The organism is Kribbella sp. CA-294648 (genome assembly GCF_050943845.1).
GTDB lineage: Bacteria > Actinomycetota > Actinomycetes > Propionibacteriales > Kribbellaceae > Kribbella.
The window spans coordinates 3,996,996-4,019,349 of sequence record NZ_CP191981.1 but is presented as its reverse complement, the minus strand read 5'-3'; the positions used below and the strand labels follow the sequence as shown (position 1 = coordinate 4,019,349).

General features: G+C 69.0%; 25 protein-coding genes. 7 read left to right on the top strand and 18 right to left on the bottom strand.

Features of this window, described 5'->3' with window-relative positions; translation table 11 throughout:
- Positions 1-53: 53 nt before the first annotated feature.
- On the bottom strand, positions 54-896 hold the full coding sequence (locus ACQPYM_RS19115; RefSeq protein ID WP_433022483.1) for an LLM class flavin-dependent oxidoreductase: 843 nt from the start codon (positions 894-896) through the stop codon (positions 54-56).
- A gap of 45 nt (positions 897-941) precedes the next feature.
- Positions 942-1,961: an aldo/keto reductase gene (locus ACQPYM_RS19110; RefSeq protein WP_433022481.1), complete on the bottom strand. Its 1,020-nt coding sequence runs from the start codon at positions 1,959-1,961 to the stop codon at positions 942-944.
- A gap of 105 nt (positions 1,962-2,066) precedes the next feature.
- On the opposite strand from ACQPYM_RS19110, the gene ACQPYM_RS19105 reads away from it, so the two are divergent.
- On the top strand, positions 2,067-2,732 hold the full coding sequence (locus tag ACQPYM_RS19105; RefSeq protein ID WP_433022479.1) for a TetR/AcrR family transcriptional regulator: 666 nt from the start codon (positions 2,067-2,069) through the stop codon (positions 2,730-2,732).
- Positions 2,733-2,981: 249 nt separating this feature from the next.
- Here the strand turns inward: ACQPYM_RS19105 and ACQPYM_RS19100 are convergent, their stop codons facing one another.
- Entirely contained in the window at positions 2,982-4,628 is a 1,647-nt protein-coding gene (locus ACQPYM_RS19100; protein WP_433022477.1) for a DNA polymerase Y family protein, read from the bottom strand.
- 232 nt (positions 4,629-4,860) lie between these two features.
- Positions 4,861-5,685, bottom strand: a complete 825-nt coding sequence (locus tag ACQPYM_RS19095) for a hypothetical protein (RefSeq protein ID WP_433022476.1) — start codon at positions 5,683-5,685, stop codon at positions 4,861-4,863.
- Between the two features lie 76 nt (positions 5,686-5,761).
- Between ACQPYM_RS19095 and ACQPYM_RS19090 the strand changes: the two genes are divergently transcribed.
- From ACQPYM_RS19090 to ACQPYM_RS19080, 3 genes are read left to right on the top strand one after another with little or no spacing between them, the layout of a single operon-like run.
- Positions 5,762-6,292, top strand: a complete 531-nt coding sequence (locus tag ACQPYM_RS19090; RefSeq protein WP_433022474.1) for a hypothetical protein — start codon at positions 5,762-5,764, stop codon at positions 6,290-6,292.
- Positions 6,289-6,669, top strand: a complete 381-nt coding sequence (locus ACQPYM_RS19085; RefSeq protein ID WP_433022472.1) for a hypothetical protein — start codon at positions 6,289-6,291, stop codon at positions 6,667-6,669. Before ACQPYM_RS19090 ends, ACQPYM_RS19085 begins: the two co-directional genes overlap by 4 nt.
- Before the next feature lie 38 nt (positions 6,670-6,707).
- The gene (locus ACQPYM_RS19080) at positions 6,708-7,169 is read left to right on the top strand and encodes a PPOX class F420-dependent oxidoreductase (RefSeq protein ID WP_433022470.1); all 462 of its coding nucleotides are present in this window, start codon (positions 6,708-6,710) and stop codon (positions 7,167-7,169) included.
- On the opposite strand, the gene ACQPYM_RS19075 is transcribed toward ACQPYM_RS19080, so the two are convergent.
- The 14 genes from ACQPYM_RS19075 to ACQPYM_RS19010 form a co-directional block, all read right to left on the bottom strand.
- The gene (locus tag ACQPYM_RS19075; protein WP_433022468.1) at positions 7,170-7,559 is read right to left on the bottom strand and encodes a DUF1761 domain-containing protein; all 390 of its coding nucleotides are present in this window, start codon (positions 7,557-7,559) and stop codon (positions 7,170-7,172) included.
- A gap of 78 nt (positions 7,560-7,637) precedes the next feature.
- Positions 7,638-8,330 carry a GntR family transcriptional regulator gene (locus tag ACQPYM_RS19070; RefSeq protein ID WP_433022466.1) on the bottom strand — a complete coding sequence of 231 codons (693 nt, stop codon included), beginning with the start codon at positions 8,328-8,330 and terminating at the stop codon, positions 7,638-7,640.
- Positions 8,331-8,478: 148 nt separating this feature from the next.
- Positions 8,479-9,441 carry a zinc-binding dehydrogenase gene (locus ACQPYM_RS19065; RefSeq protein ID WP_433022464.1) on the bottom strand — a complete coding sequence of 321 codons (963 nt, stop codon included), beginning with the start codon at positions 9,439-9,441 and terminating at the stop codon, positions 8,479-8,481.
- Positions 9,442-9,535: 94 nt separating this feature from the next.
- A complete protein-coding gene (locus ACQPYM_RS19060) occupies positions 9,536-10,501 on the bottom strand; it encodes an amidohydrolase family protein (RefSeq protein WP_433022462.1) in 966 nt (321 codons plus the stop codon).
- A complete protein-coding gene (locus ACQPYM_RS19055; RefSeq protein ID WP_433022460.1) occupies positions 10,491-10,883 on the bottom strand; it encodes a cupin domain-containing protein in 393 nt (130 codons plus the stop codon). The genes ACQPYM_RS19060 and ACQPYM_RS19055 overlap by 11 nt, the downstream gene beginning before the upstream one ends.
- Positions 10,883-12,475: an FAD-dependent monooxygenase gene (locus ACQPYM_RS19050; protein ID WP_433022458.1), complete on the bottom strand. Its 1,593-nt coding sequence runs from the start codon at positions 12,473-12,475 to the stop codon at positions 10,883-10,885. The genes ACQPYM_RS19055 and ACQPYM_RS19050 overlap by 1 nt, the downstream gene beginning before the upstream one ends.
- Positions 12,476-13,210 carry an SDR family NAD(P)-dependent oxidoreductase gene (locus ACQPYM_RS19045; RefSeq protein WP_433022456.1) on the bottom strand — a complete coding sequence of 245 codons (735 nt, stop codon included), beginning with the start codon at positions 13,208-13,210 and terminating at the stop codon, positions 12,476-12,478.
- Positions 13,207-13,950, bottom strand: coding sequence for a GntR family transcriptional regulator (locus ACQPYM_RS19040; RefSeq protein ID WP_433022454.1), 744 nt, complete (start codon positions 13,948-13,950; stop codon positions 13,207-13,209). The genes ACQPYM_RS19045 and ACQPYM_RS19040 overlap by 4 nt, the downstream gene beginning before the upstream one ends.
- A complete protein-coding gene (locus ACQPYM_RS19035; protein WP_433022452.1) occupies positions 13,947-14,834 on the bottom strand; it encodes a fumarylacetoacetate hydrolase family protein in 888 nt (295 codons plus the stop codon). The genes ACQPYM_RS19040 and ACQPYM_RS19035 overlap by 4 nt, the downstream gene beginning before the upstream one ends.
- A gap of 78 nt (positions 14,835-14,912) precedes the next feature.
- On the bottom strand, positions 14,913-15,308 hold the full coding sequence (locus ACQPYM_RS19030) for a RidA family protein (RefSeq protein WP_433022451.1): 396 nt from the start codon (positions 15,306-15,308) through the stop codon (positions 14,913-14,915).
- Positions 15,308-16,396 carry an Ldh family oxidoreductase gene (locus ACQPYM_RS19025; protein ID WP_433022449.1) on the bottom strand — a complete coding sequence of 363 codons (1,089 nt, stop codon included), beginning with the start codon at positions 16,394-16,396 and terminating at the stop codon, positions 15,308-15,310. The genes ACQPYM_RS19030 and ACQPYM_RS19025 overlap by 1 nt, the downstream gene beginning before the upstream one ends.
- Positions 16,393-17,172 carry an ABC transporter permease gene (locus ACQPYM_RS19020; protein ID WP_433022447.1) on the bottom strand — a complete coding sequence of 260 codons (780 nt, stop codon included), beginning with the start codon at positions 17,170-17,172 and terminating at the stop codon, positions 16,393-16,395. The genes ACQPYM_RS19025 and ACQPYM_RS19020 overlap by 4 nt, the downstream gene beginning before the upstream one ends.
- Positions 17,169-17,966, bottom strand: coding sequence for an ABC transporter ATP-binding protein (locus ACQPYM_RS19015; protein WP_433022445.1), 798 nt, complete (start codon positions 17,964-17,966; stop codon positions 17,169-17,171). The genes ACQPYM_RS19020 and ACQPYM_RS19015 overlap by 4 nt, the downstream gene beginning before the upstream one ends.
- Before the next feature lies 1 nt (position 17,967).
- On the bottom strand, positions 17,968-19,011 hold the full coding sequence (locus tag ACQPYM_RS19010) for an ABC transporter substrate-binding protein (RefSeq protein WP_433022443.1): 1,044 nt from the start codon (positions 19,009-19,011) through the stop codon (positions 17,968-17,970).
- Between the two features lie 486 nt (positions 19,012-19,497).
- Between ACQPYM_RS19010 and ACQPYM_RS19005 the strand changes: the two genes are divergently transcribed.
- The 3 genes from ACQPYM_RS19005 to ACQPYM_RS18995 are packed head-to-tail and all read left to right on the top strand — an operon-like array spanning position 19,498 to position 22,343.
- Positions 19,498-20,328 carry a PIG-L deacetylase family protein gene (locus tag ACQPYM_RS19005; RefSeq protein WP_433022441.1) on the top strand — a complete coding sequence of 277 codons (831 nt, stop codon included), beginning with the start codon at positions 19,498-19,500 and terminating at the stop codon, positions 20,326-20,328.
- Between the two features lie 58 nt (positions 20,329-20,386).
- Positions 20,387-21,646 (top strand): sensor histidine kinase, encoded by a 1,260-nt coding sequence (locus ACQPYM_RS19000; RefSeq protein ID WP_433022439.1) that lies wholly within the window; start codon positions 20,387-20,389, stop codon positions 21,644-21,646.
- Positions 21,647-21,674: 28 nt separating this feature from the next.
- Complete coding sequence (locus ACQPYM_RS18995) at positions 21,675-22,343, top strand: response regulator transcription factor (RefSeq protein WP_433022437.1); 669 nt, start codon at positions 21,675-21,677, stop codon at positions 22,341-22,343.
- Positions 22,344-22,354: the final 11 nt, after the last annotated feature.

Below are 22,354 nucleotides of genomic sequence, written 5' to 3'. Positions count from 1 at the left end.
TTCCATCGGCCACTTCCTCCCTCTACACGAACGGCGACCACCCCGATCGACAGCTACGCCGACTTCAGGATGATTTCATCGGCGACCCACTGAGCAACACCTGCGGGATAGGGCGCCGGAAGGCCGAGGATGACGTGCTGGAAACCGGCATGGCCGGCCTTGGTGATCGCTTCGCGAGTGGCGACGGGCTGCTCATAGGACACCGGCAGGTGGATCGAGCGAGTGATCGAGGCTGGGTCGCGGCCGATCTCGGCGCAGTACTTGTCCAGTAACGCGCTGCGGCTGACGGCATCGTCCAGGTCTTCGCCGGTGTGGTTCCAGAGGTCGGCGTGCTCGGCGACCACGCGCAGCGTCGCCTTCGACCGTCCGCCGATCATGATCGGCGGGTGCGGGCGCTGGACAGGCTTCGGGTTGCCGAACGCCGTGGTGAGGTTGTGATGGCTGCCCTGGAAGTCGAACGGCTCGGTCTCGGTCCACAGGCGGCGGATGATTGTGCACGCCTCGGCGAGGCTGGCCACGGCGTGGGCGGCGTCGTTGTACGGGAGGCCGTGGGCGTCGTACTCGCGTCGGGCGGCCGGAACGCTGGGGCGGGAGCCGGCGCCGATCCCGAAGTCGAGCCGGCCGGCGGAGACGATGTCGACGGTCGTGGCGATCTTGGCCAGCAGCGCGGGTGGGCGGAAGCGGTTGCTCGTCACAAGGAGGCCGAGGCGCAGGCGCTGGGTCTGCGCGGCCAGGGCCGACAGCAACGTCCAGCCTTCCAGGATCGGGCCGTCCGGATCACCGCCGATCGGCATCAGGTGATCGAACAGCCAGGCGTGCTCGATCGCCGGGATCGCATCAGCCTCGCGCCAGACCCGGAGCACTTCGGCGTACGAGACCTGTTGTGCGGCGGTCATGATCCCGCAACTCGGTGGCATGAAACTCCTTTCCGCGAATGCGGATCAGCGGCGGCGGAGGCTGGGGTCGAGCAGGGCAGGCGGGGCGTCGAACTTCTCCTGCGGAGCCAGGTCAGTGCCGGGGGCAACGATTTCATCGATGGCGTCGAGCAGGTCGCCGGGCAGGACGGTGTCGGCCGCGGCGAGCTGTGACCGCAGGTGCTCCAGCGTGCGCGGGCCGATGATGGCGCTGGTGACGGCCGGATGGGCGGTGACGAAACCGAGCGCCAACTGGATCATCGTCAGCCCTGCCTCGTCGGCGACCTTCGCCAACCGCTCCACCGCTTCGAGCCTGGCGCGATTGGCGGCGAGGGTGAGATCGAAGCGTTCCGGCAGGATCGCCGAGCGACTGGTGGTGATCTCGCGGCCTTCGCGGATCGCACCCGACAGCCACCCCGACGCCAACGGGCTCCATGCGAGCACGCCGAGCCCGTACTCCGCGGTCACGGGCAGCACGTGCGTCTCGATGCCGCGCTGGAGGATCGAATAGCTGGGCTGCTCGGTGACATAGCGACTCAAGTGGTTCGCCCGGGCGGCCCATTCGGCCTGCACGATCCGGTACGCCGGGAACGTCGAGCTGCCGAAGTACCGGATCTTCCCGGCGCGTTGCAGATCGGTCAGGGCCGAGAGCGTCTCCTCGTCGCTGGTCGCCGGGTCCCACCGATGCATCTGGTAGAGATCGACATGGTCGACCCCGAGCCGGCGCAGGCTGTCGTCGAGTGCTGTGACGATCCAGCGACGCGAACTGCCCCGATGGTTGCGCTCGGCACCCATCGGCATGGTTGCCTTGGTGGCCAGCACGATCTCGTCCCGGCGGCCGGCGATGGCCTTGCCGACCATCTCCTCGGACTCGCCCTGGCTGTACATGTCGGCTGTGTCGATGAGGTTGACCCCGGCTTCGAGCGCGGCGTCGACGATGGCGGTGGCCTCGTCCTGGGTGGTGCGGCCGATCTGCCCGAAGTTCATCGCGCCGAGCGCGAGAGTACTGACCTGTACGCCGGTCCGGCCCAACGTGCGGTACTGCATGGTGATTCCTCCTGAAGACTCTGGCATCATGAGAGCGAAGCGGAACGATGTTCCGTTAACGACTATACGGAACGTTGTTCCGTTTGCAAACCGGAGGACGGCACGGTGGCTGACAGCAAAGACGGCTCGGGGGTGCCCACTGCGCGGAAGCGAGCAGACGCGGGGCGCGACACGCCTGCGCCGCCGAAGCAGTCCGATGGCGGGCGCGACGTGGCTGCGCCGCGGAAGCGGGCTGATGCTCGGCGGAACGAGAAGACGTTGCTGGATGCGGCGGCCGAGGCGTTCGTCGCGTCCGGTGTCGACGTGCCCGTCCGGGACATCGCGGCCAGGGCCGGCGTGGGGGTCGGCACGATCTACCGCCACTTCCCGACCCGCGCCGATCTCATCGTCGCCGTCTACGAGCACCAGATCGAGGCGTGCGCCGAGGCCGGCCCGGCACTGCTGGCCAGCTCCAGTACGCCGCACGCCGCGCTGGCGAGCTGGATCGACCTGTTCGTCGACTTCCTGGTGACCAAACACGGCCTGGCCAAGGCGATCCAGTCCGACGACGCCGCCTTCCAGACTCTGCACGCGCGGTTCATCGACCGGCTCGTTCCCGTCTGTGCCGAGCTACTCGACGCCGCCGCGGCTGCAGGCGAGATCCAGCCCGGCACCGAGGCCTACGAACTGATGCGCGGAGTAGGCAACCTGTGCATCGGCGCCGACGGCGATTCCCGCTACGACGCCCGCCGCATGGTCAATCTCCTGATCGCGGGCCTCCGCACTCTTTGATCCCACAGCTCTGCCGCGGCGAGTAAATGGCGGCGAGCGCAGAAGAGGTGATGCTGGGCGGCCAGCCGATGGCGCTGGCGATGCGCGGCGAGCAGGTGGCGCCGGGCAATCCACAGATGACGCTGGACCGGGAGCCGGTTGCGCTGCCGTTGGGAGACGAGCAGGCGCCGTGGAGCGAACGACGGCTGGCGTGCGGCGGAGTACTTGTGGTGTCTGTGGATGGGTGGGAGGTGATGCCGGGTGGTGCGATCAGTCATAACTGGCTTCTGTCCACCACTGGTTGTTGCGGACCGCGAAAAGCCAGGCGCGCCCGTCGGCGCCTACCAGCTGGAAGCGAGCCAGGCGGTTCTCGGCGGCGGGATCCCACCAGTGTTCGTCCACCGGCCAAGGACCGGCCCAGGCGACGACCGGGTGAAGTTTGTTGCTATCGGCAACTTGTGGTGCCGGTTCGAAGCGGAAGGCGGCCGGAGCACCGGACAGCACGCCGCGGGCGCTCACCGAGACCTGGCGGCCGTCCGCCGAGAGCACCTCCGCGGGTTTCGGTACCGGATAGACCGAGCTGGGCGCCGGGGTCGGCCAGCGGCTCCCGGTCTCGGTGATCGCGCCTGGCCACGGGAGCTCCGGCGGATTGGCCGGTACCGGGCGATCGCCCCAAGGGATCAGCGTCTGCCGCTCCAGGAATCCTCTTCCGCCGCCGACCACGACCGAGACGACCCCGCCGTGCCCGAGCATGCTCTGCACCCGGGACAGCGCCCGGTGGATCCGCTCGTCCGGGCCGCCTCCCCAGAGGCCTTCGGCATGGGCGCCGACCGGGTCGATCTGCTCCGGGATCAGCCGGATCCGCACCACCGCTGACGTCAGCTCACTGGTCGCAGTACCGCTGCCCTGCAGTTGCCAGCGGACCCGATCGACGAGATCGGTGGCGCTGAACCAGCGGGGATGCAACCACTCCCGCTCGTGCACCTGACCCGACTCGGTGCCGACCTCGACCCGCAGAGTGGTGCAGACGAGACCGACCTTGGTCAGTTGCTCGATGAGCTCGTCGGCCACGGACCGCACCGCGAAGGCGACCTGGTCGACGCGATCCACAGGCGGCTCGAAGTCGAGTTTGCGGGCCAGCTCGGGAGGCGCCTGCCGGGCGACCACCGGGCGGTCGTCGTCACCACGGGCCAGCCGATGCGCAAACTCGCCGTCCGGTCCGAATCTGGTCAGTACTTCGGTCGCGGGCAGGCGCGCGAAAGCACCGAGCGAGCGCAGCCCGAGCCGGCGGAGCAGATCGGTGAGCGCGGGCCGCTCGAGTGTGTCGACCGTGAGCGGCGCGAGGAACTCCGCCGACCCACCTCGCGGGATCACCATCACCCGCGTCCGCGCCGAACTCGCCCGAGCCGCCTGCTCGGCAGCGAAAGGCCCATCGGCGACTCCGACCCGGCCACCCGGTACGTCGAACGTCTCGAGCCGGTCGAGCAGCTTCTCCGCCGCGGCGGCCTCGCTGCCGTAGAACCTGCTCGGTCCGCGCGCCTTCAGGGCACACATCCCCGGGCGGATCACCTGGATGCCTGGCGTGAGCGCCTCCAGGCAGCTGATCACCGGGTCGAAGGCGCGGGCGTCGATCACCGGGTCGTACTTCAGCACCACCAACTCCGGACACCTCGACTGCGCGTCCCGCGCCCGCAACCCACGGCGTACCCCCTCGGCTCTGGCAGTCGCCGAACTGGCCAGGACCCGCCCCTTCGCCAGGACTGCGAGCGGCGCGTCCGGCGAACATCCTGCCGCCACAGCAGCCGCCGTGACCGGCCAGTCGGGTATCCACACCACCATCACCCGATTCCCTCGCTCCGGCTGGTTGGCAGGCGAGGCGGGCTGGGGGTGGAGCGGCGAAGTGCGGAGTGTGCTCATCAGCCGATGACTCCGCGGTGGGCGACGTCTTCGAGCAGACGGACCAGCTCGTCCGAGCAACTCCCCGCAGCCGAAGCAAGAGCCTCAGCTTCCAGCGATACCAACTCTTCCCGCCCAACAGCCGCCTCCGGAACAAGCACCGGAGGAACAGCCTTCGGCCGCGGAACAACAGGCGGAACAACAGAACGTCGTCGTGGATGGCGAGGCATGGTCAAAGAAGTGCGGGTACGCATTAGCTGACGGCTTCCCAGTGGGTTGGGGTTTCTTGGGGGGTGGAGGTAGTGGCTGGGCGGATGGTGCCGTCGGGGGCTGGGAGCCAGAGGTGGTGTTGTTGGGGGCGGACGGCGGCGCCTCGGCCGGTGACTGCGACGGTTGCCTGCCGACCGGTCAGGTAGCCCTCGCCTTCGCCCAGGCCGGTCCAGGTGTTGGTCTGCACCTCCAGGCGGGCTTCGCTGCCCGGCCAGGAGCCGACCGCGATCAGCATCGCGCCTCTGGTCCGCAGCCGGGCCGACAGCCGGGACGCCTCCCCCGGCGTGACCTCCCCCGGCGGCCGGACCACCACGACCGTCAGGGCGTCGACCAGGGCGGCGACGACGCTCAGCCAGTCACGCTCCGGATCGGGCACCAGCACCAGCCGCTCGAGATCGACGCCGAGCCCGCGGGCCGCTTCCGCCCCGAACGAGGGCATCCCGACCACTCCGCACCAGGCACCCTCGGCGGACGGCCCGGCCATCATCGCCATCACCAGCGCCGTGGACCCGCGCACGGAGTACACCGAGCCACCTCGCAGTACGGATCCGGGCAAAAGGTCGGAGATGGCTGGCAGAGTGGGCAGGGCCCGGTCGACGGTGGCCGTGTCCAGCGCTTGCTGGACCCGCGTCTCGGTCGTCCGTGGCGCCAGCACGGTCGGCACCACCCGCTCATCCGACGCCTCCCGGAGCCGCGCGGCCTTCTGCTCCTTGGCCCGGGCGAGCAGCGTGCGCGCTTGATCCAGCGCGGTCACCGGGCTCCGATCAGCCGGACGCGCGGGCAGCTCAGCAGCAGAAGTCCCCGTCACACCCCCATGTTCGAACACCTGTTCGACTCCTGTCAATCGGCCGCCCAGCAAGCTGTGGACAACTAGACTCACGGGCGTGCGAAGGGTCGAGCATCCGCGGTACCAGGACGCGGTACGGGAAGTCGAGCAGAGCATCGACCGGGCCTGGGAAGACCTCCGCGCCGAGTTCGGTACGACGGACGAGCAGGAGCTGGCCGAGCTGGTCCTGCAGGATCCCGCCGAGTTCGACTGGCGGGTGGTCGACGGCGCACTCGACCGGCTCACCTGCGACGAGTGTGGCGCGCGCCTCGGCGCCGGACCGCACGGCTGCGCGAATTGCGATCTGGCGAACGGCTTCCGGTTCGCCGCCCGCGAAGTGGACCGCCCGAACGTGCCACCAGGCAACGAACACGCGATCCGGGTCGCCTCGGCGGTCGCCCGGACCAGGCACCGGTACTCACCGCGCGCCCGCTGCGGCTACGAACTCGCGCTGCCCGACCTCCTCGCCGGCACGCAGCCCACGACGGCCGAGGCGCAGCGCTACAAGGCACTGATCAACCAACTCGCCGACCACGAGCTCGAGGAGCTGATCACCGTGGCGGATCTGCAGCGAAAGGACCGGGTGTGAAAGAGCTTCTGGCCGAGGTCGAGCAGCACCACGACGACTTGGCCCGCTGGCTGGGCAGCGAGGCCGGGCCGGCTCTGCTCGACACGATCCAGGCCGCCCATCTGCCGGAGTTCTCGCTCGTCACCATCGACGGCGACCAACTCGACCTGGCGGCTCTGAACGAGGCGCTGGCCGGCAGCAACAACGCAGTACCGGGGCTGACGATCGGGATCGAGGAGTTCGAGGTGGCGATCCGGACCGCCGAGGTGGCCGTCTGCCGGTTCCTCGAGGTGCACTCGATCGGCACGTCGCGACGCTCCACCGCCGTACTGGTCACCGATCCCACCGCCCGGTACGGCGTGCGCTGGCTGAGCGTGCAGGAAACCGCGGCGCCCTGAACCCCCGGCGAGGCGGCGGAATCTGAGAGGGTAGAGCCATGCCGAGATCGATTGCCACCAACACCGAGGTCGACACCGAAGCGCTGCTGGAGTTCGTCCGCCCGCGCCACCACATGCTGCTGATCACCCGCCGCGCGGACGGTACGCCGCAGGCCTCGCCGGTGTCGGGTGGCGTCGATCCGGAGGGCCGGATCGTCATCTCGTCGTACCCGGAACGGGCCAAGAGCAACAACGTGAAGCGGGACGCGCAGGCCAGCGTCGTCGTGCTGTCCGACGACTGGAACGGCCCGTGGGTGCAGATCGACGGCAGCGGCGAGGTGATCGACCTGCCGGACGCGGTGGAGCCGCTGGTCGAGTACTTCCGCTCGATCTCGGGCGAGCACCCGGACTGGGAGGAGTACCGCGAGGCGATGCGCAAACAGGGCAAGTGCCTGATCCGCATCACCCCCGAACGCTGGGGCCCGGTCGCCACCGGCGGCTTCCCCGCGCACCTGGCCTAGTCACCGGAACAGGCCGACCACCAAGCTGATCACCAGGAGCTTGAGCAACCAGTCGCCTGCGTGGATGGCGGCAAGCCGAGGGTTCACGCCGTCCCAGATGACCGAGCCGGTCAGCAGGACGAAGGGGAAGCCGGCGAAGAGCGCGAGGCCCAGGACGAGTACCGGGCCGACACTGGTCAGCTCAAGTTGGGACGCCAGCCCGGCGATCACGGCTGCCACCAGCGCACTCCGTCCCAGTTCCAGCAGCACCTTGGCCGGTGACGGCTTCTCCTCAGCCGAGGCAGGAGAACCGAGCAGAGCACTCCGGGACTTGGCGAAGACGACGTACCAGACACTGCTGACCCCGAACACGGCGGCGGCTGCGACGACAACAGCAAGAACGACCTTCATCTCGGGTATCTCCCAGGTTCTGGGGCCTCAACGAGGCCCTCACATCCCTAGGTAGAAGCCGGGCCAGGCTTTTCGACATCACCCCTTGGTGTAGCGGCGGGCCATGGTTTCGGTGATGCGTTGCATGGCGCCTTCGAGGTGTTCCCGCAGCGCCGCTTCGGCGCCGGGCTCGTCATGGGCCAGGCAGGCGTCCAGGATCGCCTGGTGCTCGCGACGGGTCTGCTCGATCCGCGCCTTCGTCTGCCGTGAGCCGAACCTGTACCGCTCGCTGTTCTGCCAGACCGGCTCGATCGCCCTCGGTAACCACCGCGAGCCGCCGGCCCGGTAGATCGCGAAGTGGAACTCCGTGTGCGCCTGCCGGGAGGCGATGATGTCGCCCACCTTCGACAGCCGCACATGCTCGGCCAGGGCCGCCCTGGCCAGCGTCGCGTCGGCATCGGTGAACCTGCTCGCCGCGGCCCGTACTGCGAGGGTCTCGAGCGCGAGCCGGGTCTCGTGGGTGTCGCGGAGGTCCTCCATCGACAGCTCGCGTACCCACGCGCCCTTGTGCGGCACGATCTCGACCAGCCCGAGCGCCTGCATCCGCCGCAACCCCTCGCGGATCGGCATCTGGCTCATGTCGAGTCGCTTGGCCAGCTCCTCCAGCCGCAGCGCGGTACCGCTCGGGAGCTCACCGGACAGGATCAGCTCGTGCAACTCGGCGGCGGCTTCCTCCGCGAGTGTGCGCCGGCCGCTCGGTCCCCCGGGCGTGAGCTCGAGTCGTCGGGTCATGGGGTGTGGGCTGCCTCTCTCCTCCACTGCACCGCGTCTGGGAGGTAACCGTAACTGCCCGTGGGCAATCTGCGGCACATCTGACCCCCGCACTCGCCGATTGCCCACCCGCTGTCTCAAAAACACCCGTGCCAACTGCCGCCGCAGCTCAGAACCGGGTGAGGTCGAGCAGCACCCGCCTGTCCGCGGACCCAGCGGCCAGCAGGTCCAGTGCAGCCTCCACCTGCGGCGCAGCCACGATCTCGAGCACCGGGCGCACCCGTGACGGCGCGATGTCGGTCAGTACGGCGGTGACGGTCCCCGCCTCGATCGTGGTCCGCTGCATGTTCACCGGCAGCACCCGCAGGTCCCGGCCGATCAGCTGGTGCAGGTCGAGGGTGGCGAACTCCCCTGCCGTGTAGCCGAGCGCCACCAGCCGTCCGCCCGGCGTGATGTGGCTCATCACCCCACTGGTGACCGGACCGCCGACAGTGTCGATCACCGCGTTGCACCAGGGCAGCTCGCGGCCGACCTGACCCAGCTCGTCGACCCGGACGATCTGGTCGACCAGGCCCTCCAGCATCTCCACTGACTCGTCGCTGCGGGCCAGTCCGATCACCTTCATCGCCCCGGCCGCCCGGGCCACGGCGGCACACAGCTGGCCGACCAGCCCGGTGACGCCGGTGACGACGACCGTCTCGTTCTGCACGATCTGACCGACCCGCCGTACTGCGGTGTGCGCGGTCAACGCAGGAGCCAGCATCGCCACAGCAGAAGCCGGATCCAGCCCACTGGGCAGCAGGTGCACCGACGGATCCGGTACTACGGCCAGCTGTCCCCACGTCCCGGACCGGGAGACCCCCAGTCCTCCGCCACGGACCACCACCGGCGTACCGGCCGCATAGACGCCTGAGCTCACCACTACGCCGGCACCCTCGGATCCCGGGATGAACGGCGGCTGCATCTGCTGGGCCAGCTTGCCGGCCAGCACGGTCCGGTCGAGCTGCGTGACGGCGGCGTACTGCATCTCCACCAGCGTCTCGCCTTCGCCGGCGGCGAACTCCAGCTCCTCGATCTTCAACTGCTGGCCGGGCCCATAGCAGCGAAGCGCCAAGCCCCGTCGCACACTCATCCGGCCACCCCGCTCATCCCCGTGTCGATCAACCCTGCAGCGGGTCCCTGGATTTGATATCTGATCACATCTCGGTCCTGCGGAAAAGCCCTGTTCACGCCGAAAAGCCCCCCTTCTTCAGCGGCCGGGTGAGCTGCTCGCACACCGTTGATCGAGCTGCCGCCCGGCCTCGGTCCACCTGATCGCCCATCGGGAAAGGCCAGTCGCTCCCGGCCAGCACCCGATCCGCACCGAAGGTCGCCCCCAGCAACACCCGTACGCCGTCGTCGTGCACCAGGTCGTCCACATAGAACCGCTGCAGCGCCTGCGGCACCGTCAGCGAGAGTGGTCCGATCCCTGGTCGTGCAGTGTCGATCCCGCGCTGCCAGCGGCCGGCCAGCGCGGCCGTGACGCCACCACCGTGGCACAGGCAGAACCTGATCCCCGGGAAGCGCCCGACAACATCCCCGAACACCAGCTCCGCCACGGCAAGCCCTGTTTCATAAGGGTTTCCCAGCAGGTTCGACAGGTAGTACCTGCCGAGCCGTTCGTCGTGGCTGTGGCTCGGGTGAATCAAGGTGAAGGCCTCCAGCTCGTGGAGCACCTCCCAGACAGCGTCCAGCCCGGCAACCCCCGCAGTACCAGCCGGCCCGGCCCCAGCGGCTGGCCCGGTGAGGCCCGCAGTACCGAGGGCGAAGCCGCTGAAGACGCCCTCGCTCGCCAGTGCGGAAGCAACGGCCGCAGCGGACGGGTCATGGAGCGGCAGCTGTCCGAGCACACGCAGCTGCGGAGTAGCCAACTCCCGCATCCCCTGGTTGACCAGCGCGGCCCACTCGACGCCCTGGTCGTAGCGGAACAGCGCAGGCGGCACGGAGACCACAGCACCGTCCAGCTCCTGCTCGTCGACCCACGCCAGCAGTGCAGCGGGATCAGCCAGCCGCTTCAGCGGCAGCCGCTCACCGTCCACCAGCAGGAAGCCGTCATCCACAGCAAGCCCGAACAACCCCTGATAGGCCGCCGCGAGCACAGTCGGCGGTATGAGGTGAGTGTGGACGTCCCAGCCGGCCATGTCAGCGGGCATCCTCGTCGTTGTCGTAGAACGACGGCCGCACCGGGTAGTGCGGCCCGTCGTACACCTCGAGCAGGACAGAGGTCTCCTCTGCCCTGGTCGGCCCGTGCACGACGCCCTTGGGGTTCCAGTAGAAGCTGCCCTTGGTCAGGGTCGTCCCGGTCGGCAGGTACACGTACCGGCCGGACAGGCAGAACATGAACTGGTTCGACGCGTGCTGGTGCGCCTCCGGAATCCCGGAGCCCTTCTCGAAGCGGACCAGCGCGATCGACGCCTCCGACTCCTCGTCCCGCCACAGCATCTTGTGCGACAGCCCGGCCAGCGACTTCTCGACCCACTCCAGGTCGTCCGTCTGCAGCAGCACCTCGCTCAACTGCTCGTCGAAGGAGCTCATCAGACACCCTCCCGCGGTACAGGACGGCCAGTGATCCCCGTGTAGAGCTCCTCGGCCACACCTGCCGCCATAGGAGCCACTGCAGCGATATGCCCATCCGGCCGAACCAGTACGACGGTGTCAGCCGGTACGCCGTACCGGCTGGTCGCGATGCTGCCCGGGTCGAACAGCGAGCGGTCGCGAAGGCCGGAGTCCAGCGGTGCATCCCACCGCGACACCGCGAAGTGCTTCAGCGCAGGCGAGTCGTTGACCGGCACAGCAGGCCGCCGCCGTACGTCGGTGAAGTACAGCGCGACGAACGACTCCCGGCACAACCCATGGATCGTCTGCCGTCCACGCGGCCCCTGCAACGCCAGGTCAGGCGCCCTGTCCCCGGCCCGTACTGCGGGCGGCTCGGCACTGGTCATCACCATCGACCAGTCGCACACCCCGTCCACATCCAGCCGTACGCCGAGCAGCGTGCGCGTGTACGCCGTCGCCCAGTCGCTACCGGCTGCGGTGACAGCGCCCCGCTGGTGGGACATGTACTTGCGGGCAGCCTCGGCCATCTCGCCCGACCCGTTGATCGCCACCGGCCGCTGCTCCTGCTCGTACCCGTCCAGCAAGGACGGGTCGGCCCATCCGCGCATTACCCAGGCAAGTCGCCAGGGCAGGTTCGAGGCGTCCAGCGCGCCCGTGTTGAGGCCCAGCGCCCACATCGGGGTGATCAGGTGGGCCGCGTCGCCCATCAGGAACACCTTGCGCTCGGCGGACCAGCGGTCGGCCACCCGGTGGTGCACGTTGTAGACGACCGAGCCGAGCAGCTCGATCCGGTCCACCTCGCCGATGAACTGCTTGACCTTCACCAGCATGTCTTCCTCGCCCGGCTGGTCCGCGCCCTCGGCCAGTGGGAAGAGGAACCGCCAGCAGTTGGGCTGGCGGATCAGCACCATCCACTCGGACCGGTCGGAGAAGTAGGCCAGGTACGGGTAGTCGCGGGCGTTCGAGACGTCCAGGTCGACCACCACGTCGATCAGCATGTACCGCTCGGGCAGGGTCTCCCCCGTCACCGTCGCACCCAGCGCGTCTCGCACCTTGCTGCGGCCGCCGTCGCAGGCCAGCAGGTGCGACGCCTCGATCTCCCGCGTCCCGTCCGGGGTGGAGACCGTCAGCACCACCCGGTCGTCGAGCACCTCGAAGGACTCCAGCCGGTGCTGCTTGCGCACGACACCGGCGCCACCGGACCGCTCCAGCGCGGCCTCCAGGATCGGCTCCATGTGCTGCTGCGGCAGGTTGATCACAAACGGGTACTGCGTGTCGTTGACCAGCTCGGCCAGCTGGACCGAGGCCCGCGGTGTGTTGGTGGCCCGGTCGATGTCGCCGATCTCGTCGATCCGCAGCGCGGCCTCGAGGATGCCCTCCAGCGCGCCGTACCGGTCCCAGATCTCCAGCGTCCGGGTCAGCGTCGTACCGGCCTTGGTGTCGGAGGAGAGCGTCGCGTCCTCCTCGAGCAGCACGAACGGCACGCCGTAGTGGGCCAGGCCGAGCGCGGTCGTCAGGCCGATCGGCCCGGCGCCGACGACGGCGACGGGCAGCTGGTGGTCAGCGCTCACTCAGGACTCCTTGAAGGTGTCTAGCCGGGCGAAGACGCGCTCGCGGGTCAGCTGCGAGCCGGTCATCGCCGCCGCGTCGGACAACAGGAAGAGCAACGGTCCGACCACATCCTCGGGGTCGCCGATCCCGGTCGTGTCACGCCAGTGCTCCAGGTCCGCACCGATGTTCGCAGAACGGAACTGCTCGGTGTCGACCACCCCCGGCGCGATCACGTTCACCCGGACCCGGTACTCCGCGACTTCGGCGGCCAGTGTCCGGGCGAAGGCACCCAGGGCCGCCTTGCTCGACGCGTATGCCGCCGCGCCCGGGAACCCGGTCGCCGCCATCCCCGACGTGAACACGATCACGGACCCGGTACGGCGCTCCACCATGTGCGGGACCACCGCCTGGCAGACCCAGACGACACCGTCCAGGTTCACCTTGAGCGTCTGGGTCCACTGCTCGGGATCGGTGTCGAGCACAGCGGCACGCGGCTGTACTGCGGCGCCGGCGACCAGCCCGTCGATCCGGCCGTGCCGCTCGACCACGCCACTGACCGCCTCGAGCACGGCCTCCCGGTCCGAGACGTCTACCTCCACGTACTCGACACCGGCAAGGCCAAGACCACGGGTGAGGTCGAATACGACCGCAGTACCGCCACAGCCGGCCACTGCGGAGGCCAGCGCAGCGCCGATGCCGTGCGCTCCACCTGTGATGACGACAACCTCGCCGGTCGCGTCGAAACTCACCTTCATGACGTCCCCTCGCGCTGGGAGCTCTGCAAATTCTGACCCCGCCCCGCCACCCCGGTCAGGTTGGAGGTCATCGTCTCGGTGATCCGCTGTACTGCGCCAGCCAGGTGGTTGCGCAGCGCCCGCTCGGCAGCATCGGCGTCACGGGCGATACAGGCATCCAGGATCGCCTGGTGCTCCTGCCGGTTCCGCTCGATCTGGAAGGCGGTCTGGCGGCTCCCGAACCGGTAGCGCTCACTGTTCTGCCATACCGGCTCGATAGCGCGGGCAAGCCACTGCGACCCACCGGCCCGGTACAGGGCAAAGTGGAAGTCCGCATGCGCCTGCCGAGCTCCGACGGAGTCCTCCGACCGCGAGAGCTGCAGGAGCTCGTCCAGCGCAGTACGGGCTTTCTCCGCATCCTCTTCACTGAAGTGCTCAGCCGCAGCCCGTACTGCGAGACTCTCCAGCGCCAGCCGGGTCTCGTGGGTGTCGTGCAGGTCCGCGATCGACAGTTCCCGCACCCAGGCGCCCTTGTGCGGAATGATGTCGACCAGTCCGAGCGCCTCCAACCGGCGGAGGCCTTCCCGGACAGGCATCTGGCTCATCTCGAGCCGGTTGGCCAGCTCGACCAGGCGGAGCGGAGTACCGCTCGGAAGCTCGCCGGACAGGATGAGCTGGTGCAGCTCGGCCGCTGCCGTCTCGGCCAACGTACGGCGACCACCACGGCCTCCGCCGGGCAGCAGGGCCAGCCGGCTGCTCATGCGAGGTCCCGCCGGACCAGGGTGTTGCGCAACTCGCCGATCTTGTCGGCCCGCGTCACCACCTCGTCGCCTTCCGCCAGGAACACCTGCGGCTCCCGCGCGTTGCCGATCCCTGCCGGCGTCCCTGTCAACAGCAGGTCGCCAGGGCGCAGGGTCATCCCGAACGAGAGCTCGCTGATCAGCGTCGCCACGTCGTACGCCATCTGCTTGGTTGAGGCGTCCTGCATCACCACACCGTTCAGCAGGCACTGCAGGTGCACGTCCTGCGGGTCGCCGAACTCGTCGGCCGTCACGATCCACGGGCCGAGCGGCATGGTCTGGTCGATGCTCTTGCCCTTGAGCCACTGGCCGCCGTGCTGACGCTGCAGGTCCCGCTGCGACACGTCGTTGGCCAGCGTGTAGCCCCAGACGTGGTCGAGCGCGTCGGCGACGGGGATGCTGCGCCCGGCCTTGCCGATCACCAGCGCGAGCTCGGCCTCGTAGTCCCACTTGGCCGAGATCGCCGGGTCGTACGCGATCTCGTCGTACGGGCCGACCACGACGTCCGGTCCCTTGGTGAAGAAGGTCGGGTGGTCAGGCCGGTCGACGTCCTGGCCCTCGCGCTTGCCCTTGCTCTCCTCGAAGTGGTCCCAGTAGTTCCAGCCGGTGCACAGGATGTCCCGGCGGAACCGCCGCAACGGCGCGCACAACCGGACCGATGCCAAGGGCAACCGTTCGGCGGTGGCGATCTCGTTGCGCACAGCAACCAGCCCGGCCGGACCCGCCTCGATCACCGAGACCAGGTCGGCCGCGTTCAGCAGGACGACGTCCTCGCCGTCCACACCAGTGCCATCCAGTACGGCGGGCAACTCCCGCCCGGCGTGTTCGATCGTCACGAACCGCATGTCAGGTCCACTCGACGCCGCGCACGTGATCACCCCCTCCCGGGCTGCGTCGGCCGGCTGTCTTGTCTGTTCGCTTGCTCATGGGATCACCGCGATCGCGCTGATCTCGATCAGGTAGTCGGGGTGGGCCAGCTTGCTGACCTCGACCATGGTCGAGGCGGGCAACGGCTCGTGGAAGAACTGCGCGCGGATCTCGTGGATCTTGGCGAAGTCCTCCATGTTGCGGACGTACACATCCACCCGGCAGACGTCGTCCAGCGTGCCGCCGGCCTCCCTGACCGCGGCCTGCACGTTCTCGCACACCTGCCGGGTCTGCTCGCGGACGTCGCCGAGGCCGGCGATGCTGCCGTCCGGCCGCCGCGCGGTCATCCCGGACACGAACACCAGCCGGCCGGTCGCCTCGATCGTGGTCGCCTGTGAGAACACCCCGTTCGGGCTCCGCAGCGCCGCACTGGTCAGTTGCCTCTTCGCCATCAGCTCAGCACTCCTCCGGTCGGGACGACGGCGCCGACCGCCCGCGCGGCCTGCAGCAAACCGTCCAGCCCCGACCTTTCGATCAGTACGCCGTTGCGCCGCTGCTGCGCCGCGCGTTCGGCCTCGATCTCCCCCGGCACATACAGCCGGTCCACTCCGGGAGCCGTCGCACTGGCATGCACCTTCGCGGCCAGCGCGGACGACCGCTGCCGGAACCCCTCGACGCCACCCAGAAGTTCCGGGTCGATCGCGAAGAAGAGATGCGCGCAGTCGTTCGGCCGATCCGGCTCCCGGTACAGCGGCCGCACCTGGTCACCCCAGCCACCACCACTCAGTACTCCGGTCAGCACGTCGATCATCAACGCCAGCCCGAACCCCTTGTGCCCGGCCGCGGGCAGCAACATCCCCAGTACCGCGGCCTCCGGGTCCGTGGTCGGAAGCCCGGACGGGTCGGTGGCCCAGGTGTCGGGAATCGGCCGGCCCGCCGATGCCGCCAGCCGGATCTTGCCCAGGGCAACAGCCGACAGGGCCATGTCGAGCACGATCTCCGGCCCGCCGTCGGTCGGTACCGCGATCGCCAGCGGGTTGTTGCCGACGATCCGCTCGGCCCCGCCGGGAGCCGGCATCAGCGGCGTCGTGTTCGACATCGCGATGCCCAGACAGCCGGCTTGGGCCGCCTGCATCGCCCACCGGCTGGCCGCGCCGAAGTGGTGCGCGCTGCGGACCGAGACCAGACCGATCCCGTACCGCCCGGCCCGCTCGATCGCGTGCCCCATCGCCTGCGGGCTGGACAGCTGGCCCATCCCGCCGCGCGCGTCGACCACCAGGGCCGCGCCGGCGTCGTGCAGGATGTCCAGCTCGTGTTCCCGGGTGACCCCACCGGCGTTGAGGCGTTCGACGTACATCGGGACGAGCATCACGCCGTGCGAGGTGACACCGCGCAGGTCGGCCTCGACCAGCGCGACCGCGATCCGGGTCGCGTCGGCCGGCTCGAACCCGAGGGCGCCGAAGACGGCGGAGACGGTTGCCTCCAGCCAAGCGGGCCGGACGAGCACGCGGCGATCGGCGTCGGAGGCCTGGGTGGTCACCTGGTCTCCCGTGCCCACGGCAGCAGCAGGTGCTCCAGCAGCACGAGCAGGTAGAACAAGACGATGGCCACGATGCTGAGCATCGTCATCGCGGCGAAGGCCAGCGCGGTGTCGGCATTGGCCCCCGACTGGGTGATCACGTAGCCCAGGCCGGAGGTGGCGCCGACGAACTCGGCGATCACCGACCCGATCACGGCCAGCGAGATCGCGACCTTCAGGCCGGTGAAGATCTGCGGCATCGCGTACCGCAGCCGCAACTTGAAGAACTCCTGCGACTTGCTGGCGTTCAGCGACTTGAGCAGCTCGACCAGCTCGACCGGTGTCGACTTCATCCCGCTGGCGGTCGAGATCACGATCGGGAAGAAGGCGACCAGCAGCACCATCAGCACCTTCGGTGCCTGACCGAACCCGAACCACACCACCAGCAGCGGCGCGATGGCTACCTTCGGGATCGCGTTGACGGCCAGCAGCAACGGATAGAGCAGCCGCTCGACGACCACCGACCGGACGATCAGCAGCGCGACCGGTACGCCGATCACGATCGACAGCAGGAAGCCCTCGACCGTCTCCACCAGCGAGACCCAGGTGTGCTCCAGCAGATATGCGGGCTGGGCCAGGAAGGCAGCAATCACGTCGCCCGGATTGGGCAGCAGGTAGGCCTCGATCGAGAACACGATGGTGGCAAGCCACCACAGTCCGAGCGCCAGGACCAGACCGACCAGCGGCAGCAGCACCGCCGCAGCACGGGAGTGCGTGAGCCAGGAGCGCTTCGTCATCGCTGCGCCTCGGGCAGGTCGACGGGGCGCTCCTGCTCGGACAGCAGGCTGTGCAGGTGCGCGCTGATCTGAGCCACCTCGGTCAGGTGGGCGTTCTGGCCCAGGGTGCGCGGCCGCGGGATGTCGATGGTGACGATCTCGCGCAGGCGCCCCGGCCGCGGGGTCAGCACCGCGACCCGGTCGGCCAGGACGACGGCCTCCTCGATCGAGTGGGTGACGAAGACGATCGTGGTGGCCAGCTCCATCTGGATCCGTTGCAGTTCCGCCGACAGCTCGGTCCGGGTCAGCGCGTCGAGCGCCGAGAACGGCTCGTCCATCAGCATCACCTTGGGGCTGCGGATCAGCGACCGGCACAGCGACACGCGCTGCTGCATGCCGCCGGACAGCTCGTGCGGCAACCGCCGCTCGAACCCCTTCAGCCCGACCAGTTCGAGCAACTCGTGCGCCCGGTCCCGGTACTGCGCCTTGTCCCGCTCGGCGTCGCCGCCGGAGATCTCCACCGGCAGCATCACGTTCGACACGACCGACCGCCACGGCAGCAGGGCCGGTCGCTGGAACATGAAGGAGACGTCCCGGCGCGGGCCGGTGACGGCCTCACCGGCCACCTCGACCCCGCCGGACGTCGGCGACAGCAGTCCCGCGATCAGCCGGAGCAGTGTGGACTTGCCACAGCCGGACCGGCCGATCAACGTGACGAACTCGTTCTCCCGGACGTGCAGGTCGATGTTCTCGAGAGCCCGGACCCGACCCCCGCGACCCTCGAAGACCTGTCCCACACCGTCCAGCCGGATCATGTCAGCCCTTGGGTGCCAGTGCGGCGTCCACCACGTCGGCCGGCTTCATCGAGCCCTCCTTGATGACCTTGTACTTGGTCAGGGCGTCGATGATGCTCTGCACCCGGGCCGTCTCCACCTCACCCGAGGCACCCTTGAAGTTGTCCGGCTTGACGAACGGCCTCATCAGCTCCAGTTCCTTGGTGGCCACCTCGGCGTTGGTGTCCGGAACGTACTTCTTCAGGATCTGCGCGGCGGCCGCCGGGTCCTTCATCGCCTCGTCCAGACCCTTGAGCAGGGCCGCGGTGAACTTCTTCACCTGGTCGGGGTGCTCCTTGACCAGGTCGTCCCGGACGATGATCGAGTTGCCGTAGAGCTCCTGCACCTTCGCGCCGTACGACAGCACGACGGCCTTGCGCTTCTTGTCCTTGTCGGCCGCCTCGAGCAGCGGCACGCCGACCACGAACTGGCCGATGCCGTCGACCTTGTCCGCAGCGAGCAGCGCGGGCAGACCCCCGGGCGGGGAGGGAACGAACTCGACGGCGTCCTCGGGGATGCCGACCTGCTTGGCGTAGAGCGGGAAGGTGACCTGGTTGGTCGAACCCGGCTGGTCACCGATCCGGAGCTTGGGCGTGGTGACCAGCGACTTGGGGTCGCCGGCCTTGATCTTGCCGCCCTCGAAGGCGGCGATCGCGGCCATCGAGCGCTGGTGGATCATCCCGACCGTGGTGACCGGCAGCTTCTGCTTGGCCAGCGTGATCACCAGCGCGGTGAAGTCCCCGATGCCGTAGTCGGCCTGACCGCCGGCGACCAGCTTCATCACGTCGACGGTGCCGCTGCCGGGCGTGATGGTGACGTCGAAGCCGGCTTCCTTGAAGTAGCCCTTCTCCAGGGCGACATAGGCATAGGCCTCACGGCCGAAAGTCTTGAACGAGGTCAGGTAGCTGACCTTCTCCAGTTTCGTGTCCCCGTCCGTGCCTGCCTTGCTGTCGGCATTGCACGCGCTCACTCCGGTTGCGAGTGCAAAGACCGCCACCAGGGCGACGGCCGAACGTCTGAACCTCATGCTGGACCTCTCCTCTCCGATATTTGATCAAACATCAAATATGGAAGGGTGGTCAATCGGCCCTCGGGGACTTCACAGTGTCTTTACGTGCACCATCCGACACTGTCCGGATCCCCTCAGAATCCGACTGCCGCCCGTCCTGGAGCCGCTTCCCCATGCCGTCCCGTCACCGGGCCGGCACCCCGCCCCGACCACAGACCGTACCCGCCCGGACAGCAGATCGCGACGCCAGTCAGCCCCCAACGTGCCCCACCCACGACAAATTTGTGTAAACCCGAACCAACTGTGATCTCCATCATGCAAACGCTCTCTACCCACGGGAACTGTGCTCAGCTCGCGAACGTATAGACCCCGCCGTCCCAATCCCACCACCCACAGAATCGTTGCCACCCACCCACGTGCGCGGCCTTCTGCAGTCGGACCTGCCCTCCACGCACGGTCCGGCCACGCTGATCGTTCGTTCCGACCTGATGATTTGGTGTGGGGATGAGGACGGCGCTGGTGGTGCATCCACACCCGGACGATGAGGTGTTCGCGACAGGAGCGGCAACGATTGCGCTTGCCGACGCGGGATGGCGGGTGGTGCTGCACGTCGCGACCGGAGGTGAGGCGGCGGAGAGTCGAGCGCTCGGTGAGGTCGACGCTCGGACGCTTCGGACAGCGAAACTCGGCCGATCCTGTGAGCTGCTGGGAATTGCGGAGTGGGGCTGGCTGAGCGAGCCGGGGCGATGGGTCGACCGAGGCGGGGTGGGGCCGGGGACGCTTGCAGCCGCAGGCAGCAGGGTGGTGGCGGATGCCGTTCGCCAAGTGCTGACGGTGCTGCAACCCCAGCTCGTGGTGACCGTTGGTGTCGACGGTCTGACTGGGCATCCCGATCATGTCGCGGTCGGCGCGGCCGTCCGCGAGGCTGCGGCAGGTGAGTTCGATGTGCTTGGGGCTCGACTCCGGGCGGTTGATGTCGCGGCGGCGCGGGCGGAATTGGAGCGGCTCGTCGCGCAGGCTGACCGTTCGCGACCGGGAAAGCCACGGACGGTGGGGTCTGGGCGGGTGGTCGGCGTGGCAAGTGGTGTGGAGTTGGAGGAGGTTCGCGCCGCCCAGGACGACGTACGCCGAGCGAGCGCGGTACTCCGTCGCCAGCAGGCGCTGGATGTCTATCAGGCGGGGTTGGGGACCTTGCCACTCGAGCAGGTGGTCGAGGCGTCGGAACGCCTTGGCGACTCTGTTCTGCTCCGAGCCATCCTTGATCGCGGCCGGTGGGACCGAGATCTGTTCGCGCGCACGCCGGCAGTGCGTGCTACCTCCGTGGAAGGACAGTAGGCGGCGGTCACTCGGAGGAGGGAGCCGGGAGGCCGGGGCGGGCTGCGAGGATGAGTTCGTGGCGAATGTGTTGATGCGCGGGTCGACCTACCTGCGCTGGGTCTACCTGTTGCTCGGTGCCGCTCTGGTCCTCGCCTTCATCCTGGTCGACAGCGGTCTCGTCTCGTTGCTCGACGACCTCGGCATGCCGAACGTCCTGACCGGCATCCTCGCCGCGATCGTCGTGGCCGCCCCGCCCCTGATCCTCGGTGCCCTGCCGGCCGTTCGGGAGGTGGAGGGGATCGCGGTCGAGTCGTTGCTGGGTGTCCGGTTCGAGGAGCGCCCGCTCGGCCCGTCCCGGACCTGGGCGCAGCGCCGGCGGACCACGCTCTGGTTCTGCATCCACCTGGTCGCGGGCGGGTTCGTCGGCGTCCTATCCACGATCGTCTTCGGCATCGGCGCCGTGTTGCTGGCGGCCCCCTTCCGCGCCCCCGGCTCGCGGGAACTCCTGCCCGGCCTGAACTACCAGGTCACCGGCCGCTGGACCGACGTGTGGATGCCGCTGGCAACCATCGTGGCGATCGTCGCGCTGTTCCTGCTGTCGTCTGCCATCGGCGCCCTGCTCGCGTACGCAGCCCCGCGGCTGCTCGGGCCGACCCCGGCCGAGCGGATCGAGCTGCTCGAACGCCGTACCGCGACCCTTGCCGAGCGCAACCGACTCGCTCGCGAGCTCCACGACAGCGTGGGTCACGCGCTCAGCCTGGTCACCATCCAGGCGGCCGCCGCCCGGCGGGTACTGGCGACCGATCCAGCCTTCGCCGAGACCGCCCTGGCCGCGATGGAGACTTCGGCCCGGGCCGCACTCGCGGATCTGGACCACGTTCTCGGGCTGCTCCGCGACGATCGCCGGCCAGGCTCGCAGACCGCGCCGCAGGCGACACTCGGCAACCTCACCAGGTTGGTCGAGGCGACTCGCGCCGGTGGCATCACGGTCGGCGTACGGCGTACCGGGGATCTCGAGGAGTTGCCCGCGGCGGTCTCGCGGGAGGCGTACCGGATCATCCAGGAGGGCCTCACCAACGCGATCCGGCACGCGGGCCGACCGGCCGACGAGGTCAGTGTCGACCTGGTGATCAACCTCGACGAGTCCGGCCTGCAACTGGAACTGACCAACCCGGTGACCGCGGGCACCACCGACCACTCCGGCGGCGGCCGTGGGCTGGCCGGGATTCGTGAAAGGGTCGCCGTACTGCGCGGCACGGTCGAAGCCGGCCTCGTCGCCGGCACCTGGCGGCTTGCGGTGACCCTCCCGGTCGCCGTCACCACGAGGCGCGGTTGAACACACGGTGGTTGAGGTGGGGATGAACATGGAGGAGACAGTGCAGATTTCGGTGGTCGTGGTGGACGACGAGCCGCTGATCAGGAGCGGCCTGCGCGCCATCATCGACGCGGAGGCCGACCTCACGGTCGTCGGCGAGGCCGGTGACGGCGCCGAGGTGCTGCCGGTGGTTCGCCGTACCCGGCCCGACGTCGTCCTGATGGACGTCCGGATGCCCGCCGTCGACGGCATCCAGGCGACCCGTCTGCTGCTGGACGGCCTCAACCCCGCGCCGCGCGTGCTGGTCGTCACGACCTTCGAGAACGACGACTACGTGTACGACGCACTGCGGGCCGGCGCATCGGGCTTCTTGCTCAAGCGCACTCCCCCGGACGACATCATCGCGGCGATCCGCACGGTCGCGGGTAGCGAGTCGCTGCTGTTCCCCGAGGCGATCCGCGCCTTGGCTCTCGCGCATGTGAACGAGCAGCAGAAGCAGCCGACCGGGCTCGACGAGTACCAACTCACCGAACGCGAGCAGGAGGTACTACGCCTGATGGCGCGCGGCCTGTCGAACGCGGAGATCGCCGCCGAACTCATCCTCGGCGTCCAGACGATCAAGACCCACGTCGCCAACCTGCTCGCCAAACTGGGCGCCCGCGACCGCACCCAGGCAGTCATCCAGGCCTACGAGTCCGGCTTCGTCCCCCTGCGCTGAAAGCCGTTGCT

Bases quoted from the DNA above. Each gene is read 5' to 3' on its own strand.
- ACQPYM_RS19115 (WP_433022483.1), bottom strand. From the start codon at position 896: ATGACCGCCGCACAACAGGTCTCGTACGCCGAAGTGCTCCGGGTCTGG.
- ACQPYM_RS19110 (WP_433022481.1), bottom strand. From the start codon at position 1,961: ATGCAGTACCGCACGTTGGGCCGGACCGGCGTACAGGTCAGTACTCTC.
- ACQPYM_RS19100 (WP_433022477.1), bottom strand. From the start codon at position 4,628: ATGAGCACACTCCGCACTTCGCCGCTCCACCCCCAGCCCGCCTCGCCT.
- ACQPYM_RS19080 (WP_433022470.1), top strand. From the start codon at position 6,708: ATGCCGAGATCGATTGCCACCAACACCGAGGTCGACACCGAAGCGCTG.
- ACQPYM_RS19075 (WP_433022468.1), bottom strand. From the start codon at position 7,559: ATGAAGGTCGTTCTTGCTGTTGTCGTCGCAGCCGCCGCCGTGTTCGGG.
- ACQPYM_RS19070 (WP_433022466.1), bottom strand. From the start codon at position 8,330: ATGACCCGACGACTCGAGCTCACGCCCGGGGGACCGAGCGGCCGGCGC.
- ACQPYM_RS19065 (WP_433022464.1), bottom strand. From the start codon at position 9,441: ATGAGTGTGCGACGGGGCTTGGCGCTTCGCTGCTATGGGCCCGGCCAG.
- ACQPYM_RS19060 (WP_433022462.1), bottom strand. From the start codon at position 10,501: ATGCCCGCTGACATGGCCGGCTGGGACGTCCACACTCACCTCATACCG.
- ACQPYM_RS19055 (WP_433022460.1), bottom strand. From the start codon at position 10,883: ATGAGCTCCTTCGACGAGCAGTTGAGCGAGGTGCTGCTGCAGACGGAC.
- ACQPYM_RS19045 (WP_433022456.1), bottom strand. From the start codon at position 13,210: ATGAAGGTGAGTTTCGACGCGACCGGCGAGGTTGTCGTCATCACAGGT.
- ACQPYM_RS19040 (WP_433022454.1), bottom strand. From the start codon at position 13,950: ATGAGCAGCCGGCTGGCCCTGCTGCCCGGCGGAGGCCGTGGTGGTCGC.
- ACQPYM_RS19035 (WP_433022452.1), bottom strand. From the start codon at position 14,834: ATGCGGTTCGTGACGATCGAACACGCCGGGCGGGAGTTGCCCGCCGTA.
- ACQPYM_RS19030 (WP_433022451.1), bottom strand. From the start codon at position 15,308: ATGGCGAAGAGGCAACTGACCAGTGCGGCGCTGCGGAGCCCGAACGGG.
- ACQPYM_RS19020 (WP_433022447.1), bottom strand. From the start codon at position 17,172: ATGACGAAGCGCTCCTGGCTCACGCACTCCCGTGCTGCGGCGGTGCTG.
- ACQPYM_RS19015 (WP_433022445.1), bottom strand. From the start codon at position 17,966: ATGATCCGGCTGGACGGTGTGGGACAGGTCTTCGAGGGTCGCGGGGGT.
- ACQPYM_RS19010 (WP_433022443.1), bottom strand. From the start codon at position 19,011: ATGAGGTTCAGACGTTCGGCCGTCGCCCTGGTGGCGGTCTTTGCACTC.
- ACQPYM_RS19005 (WP_433022441.1), top strand. From the start codon at position 19,498: ATGAGGACGGCGCTGGTGGTGCATCCACACCCGGACGATGAGGTGTTC.
- ACQPYM_RS18995 (WP_433022437.1), top strand. From the start codon at position 21,675: ATGGAGGAGACAGTGCAGATTTCGGTGGTCGTGGTGGACGACGAGCCG.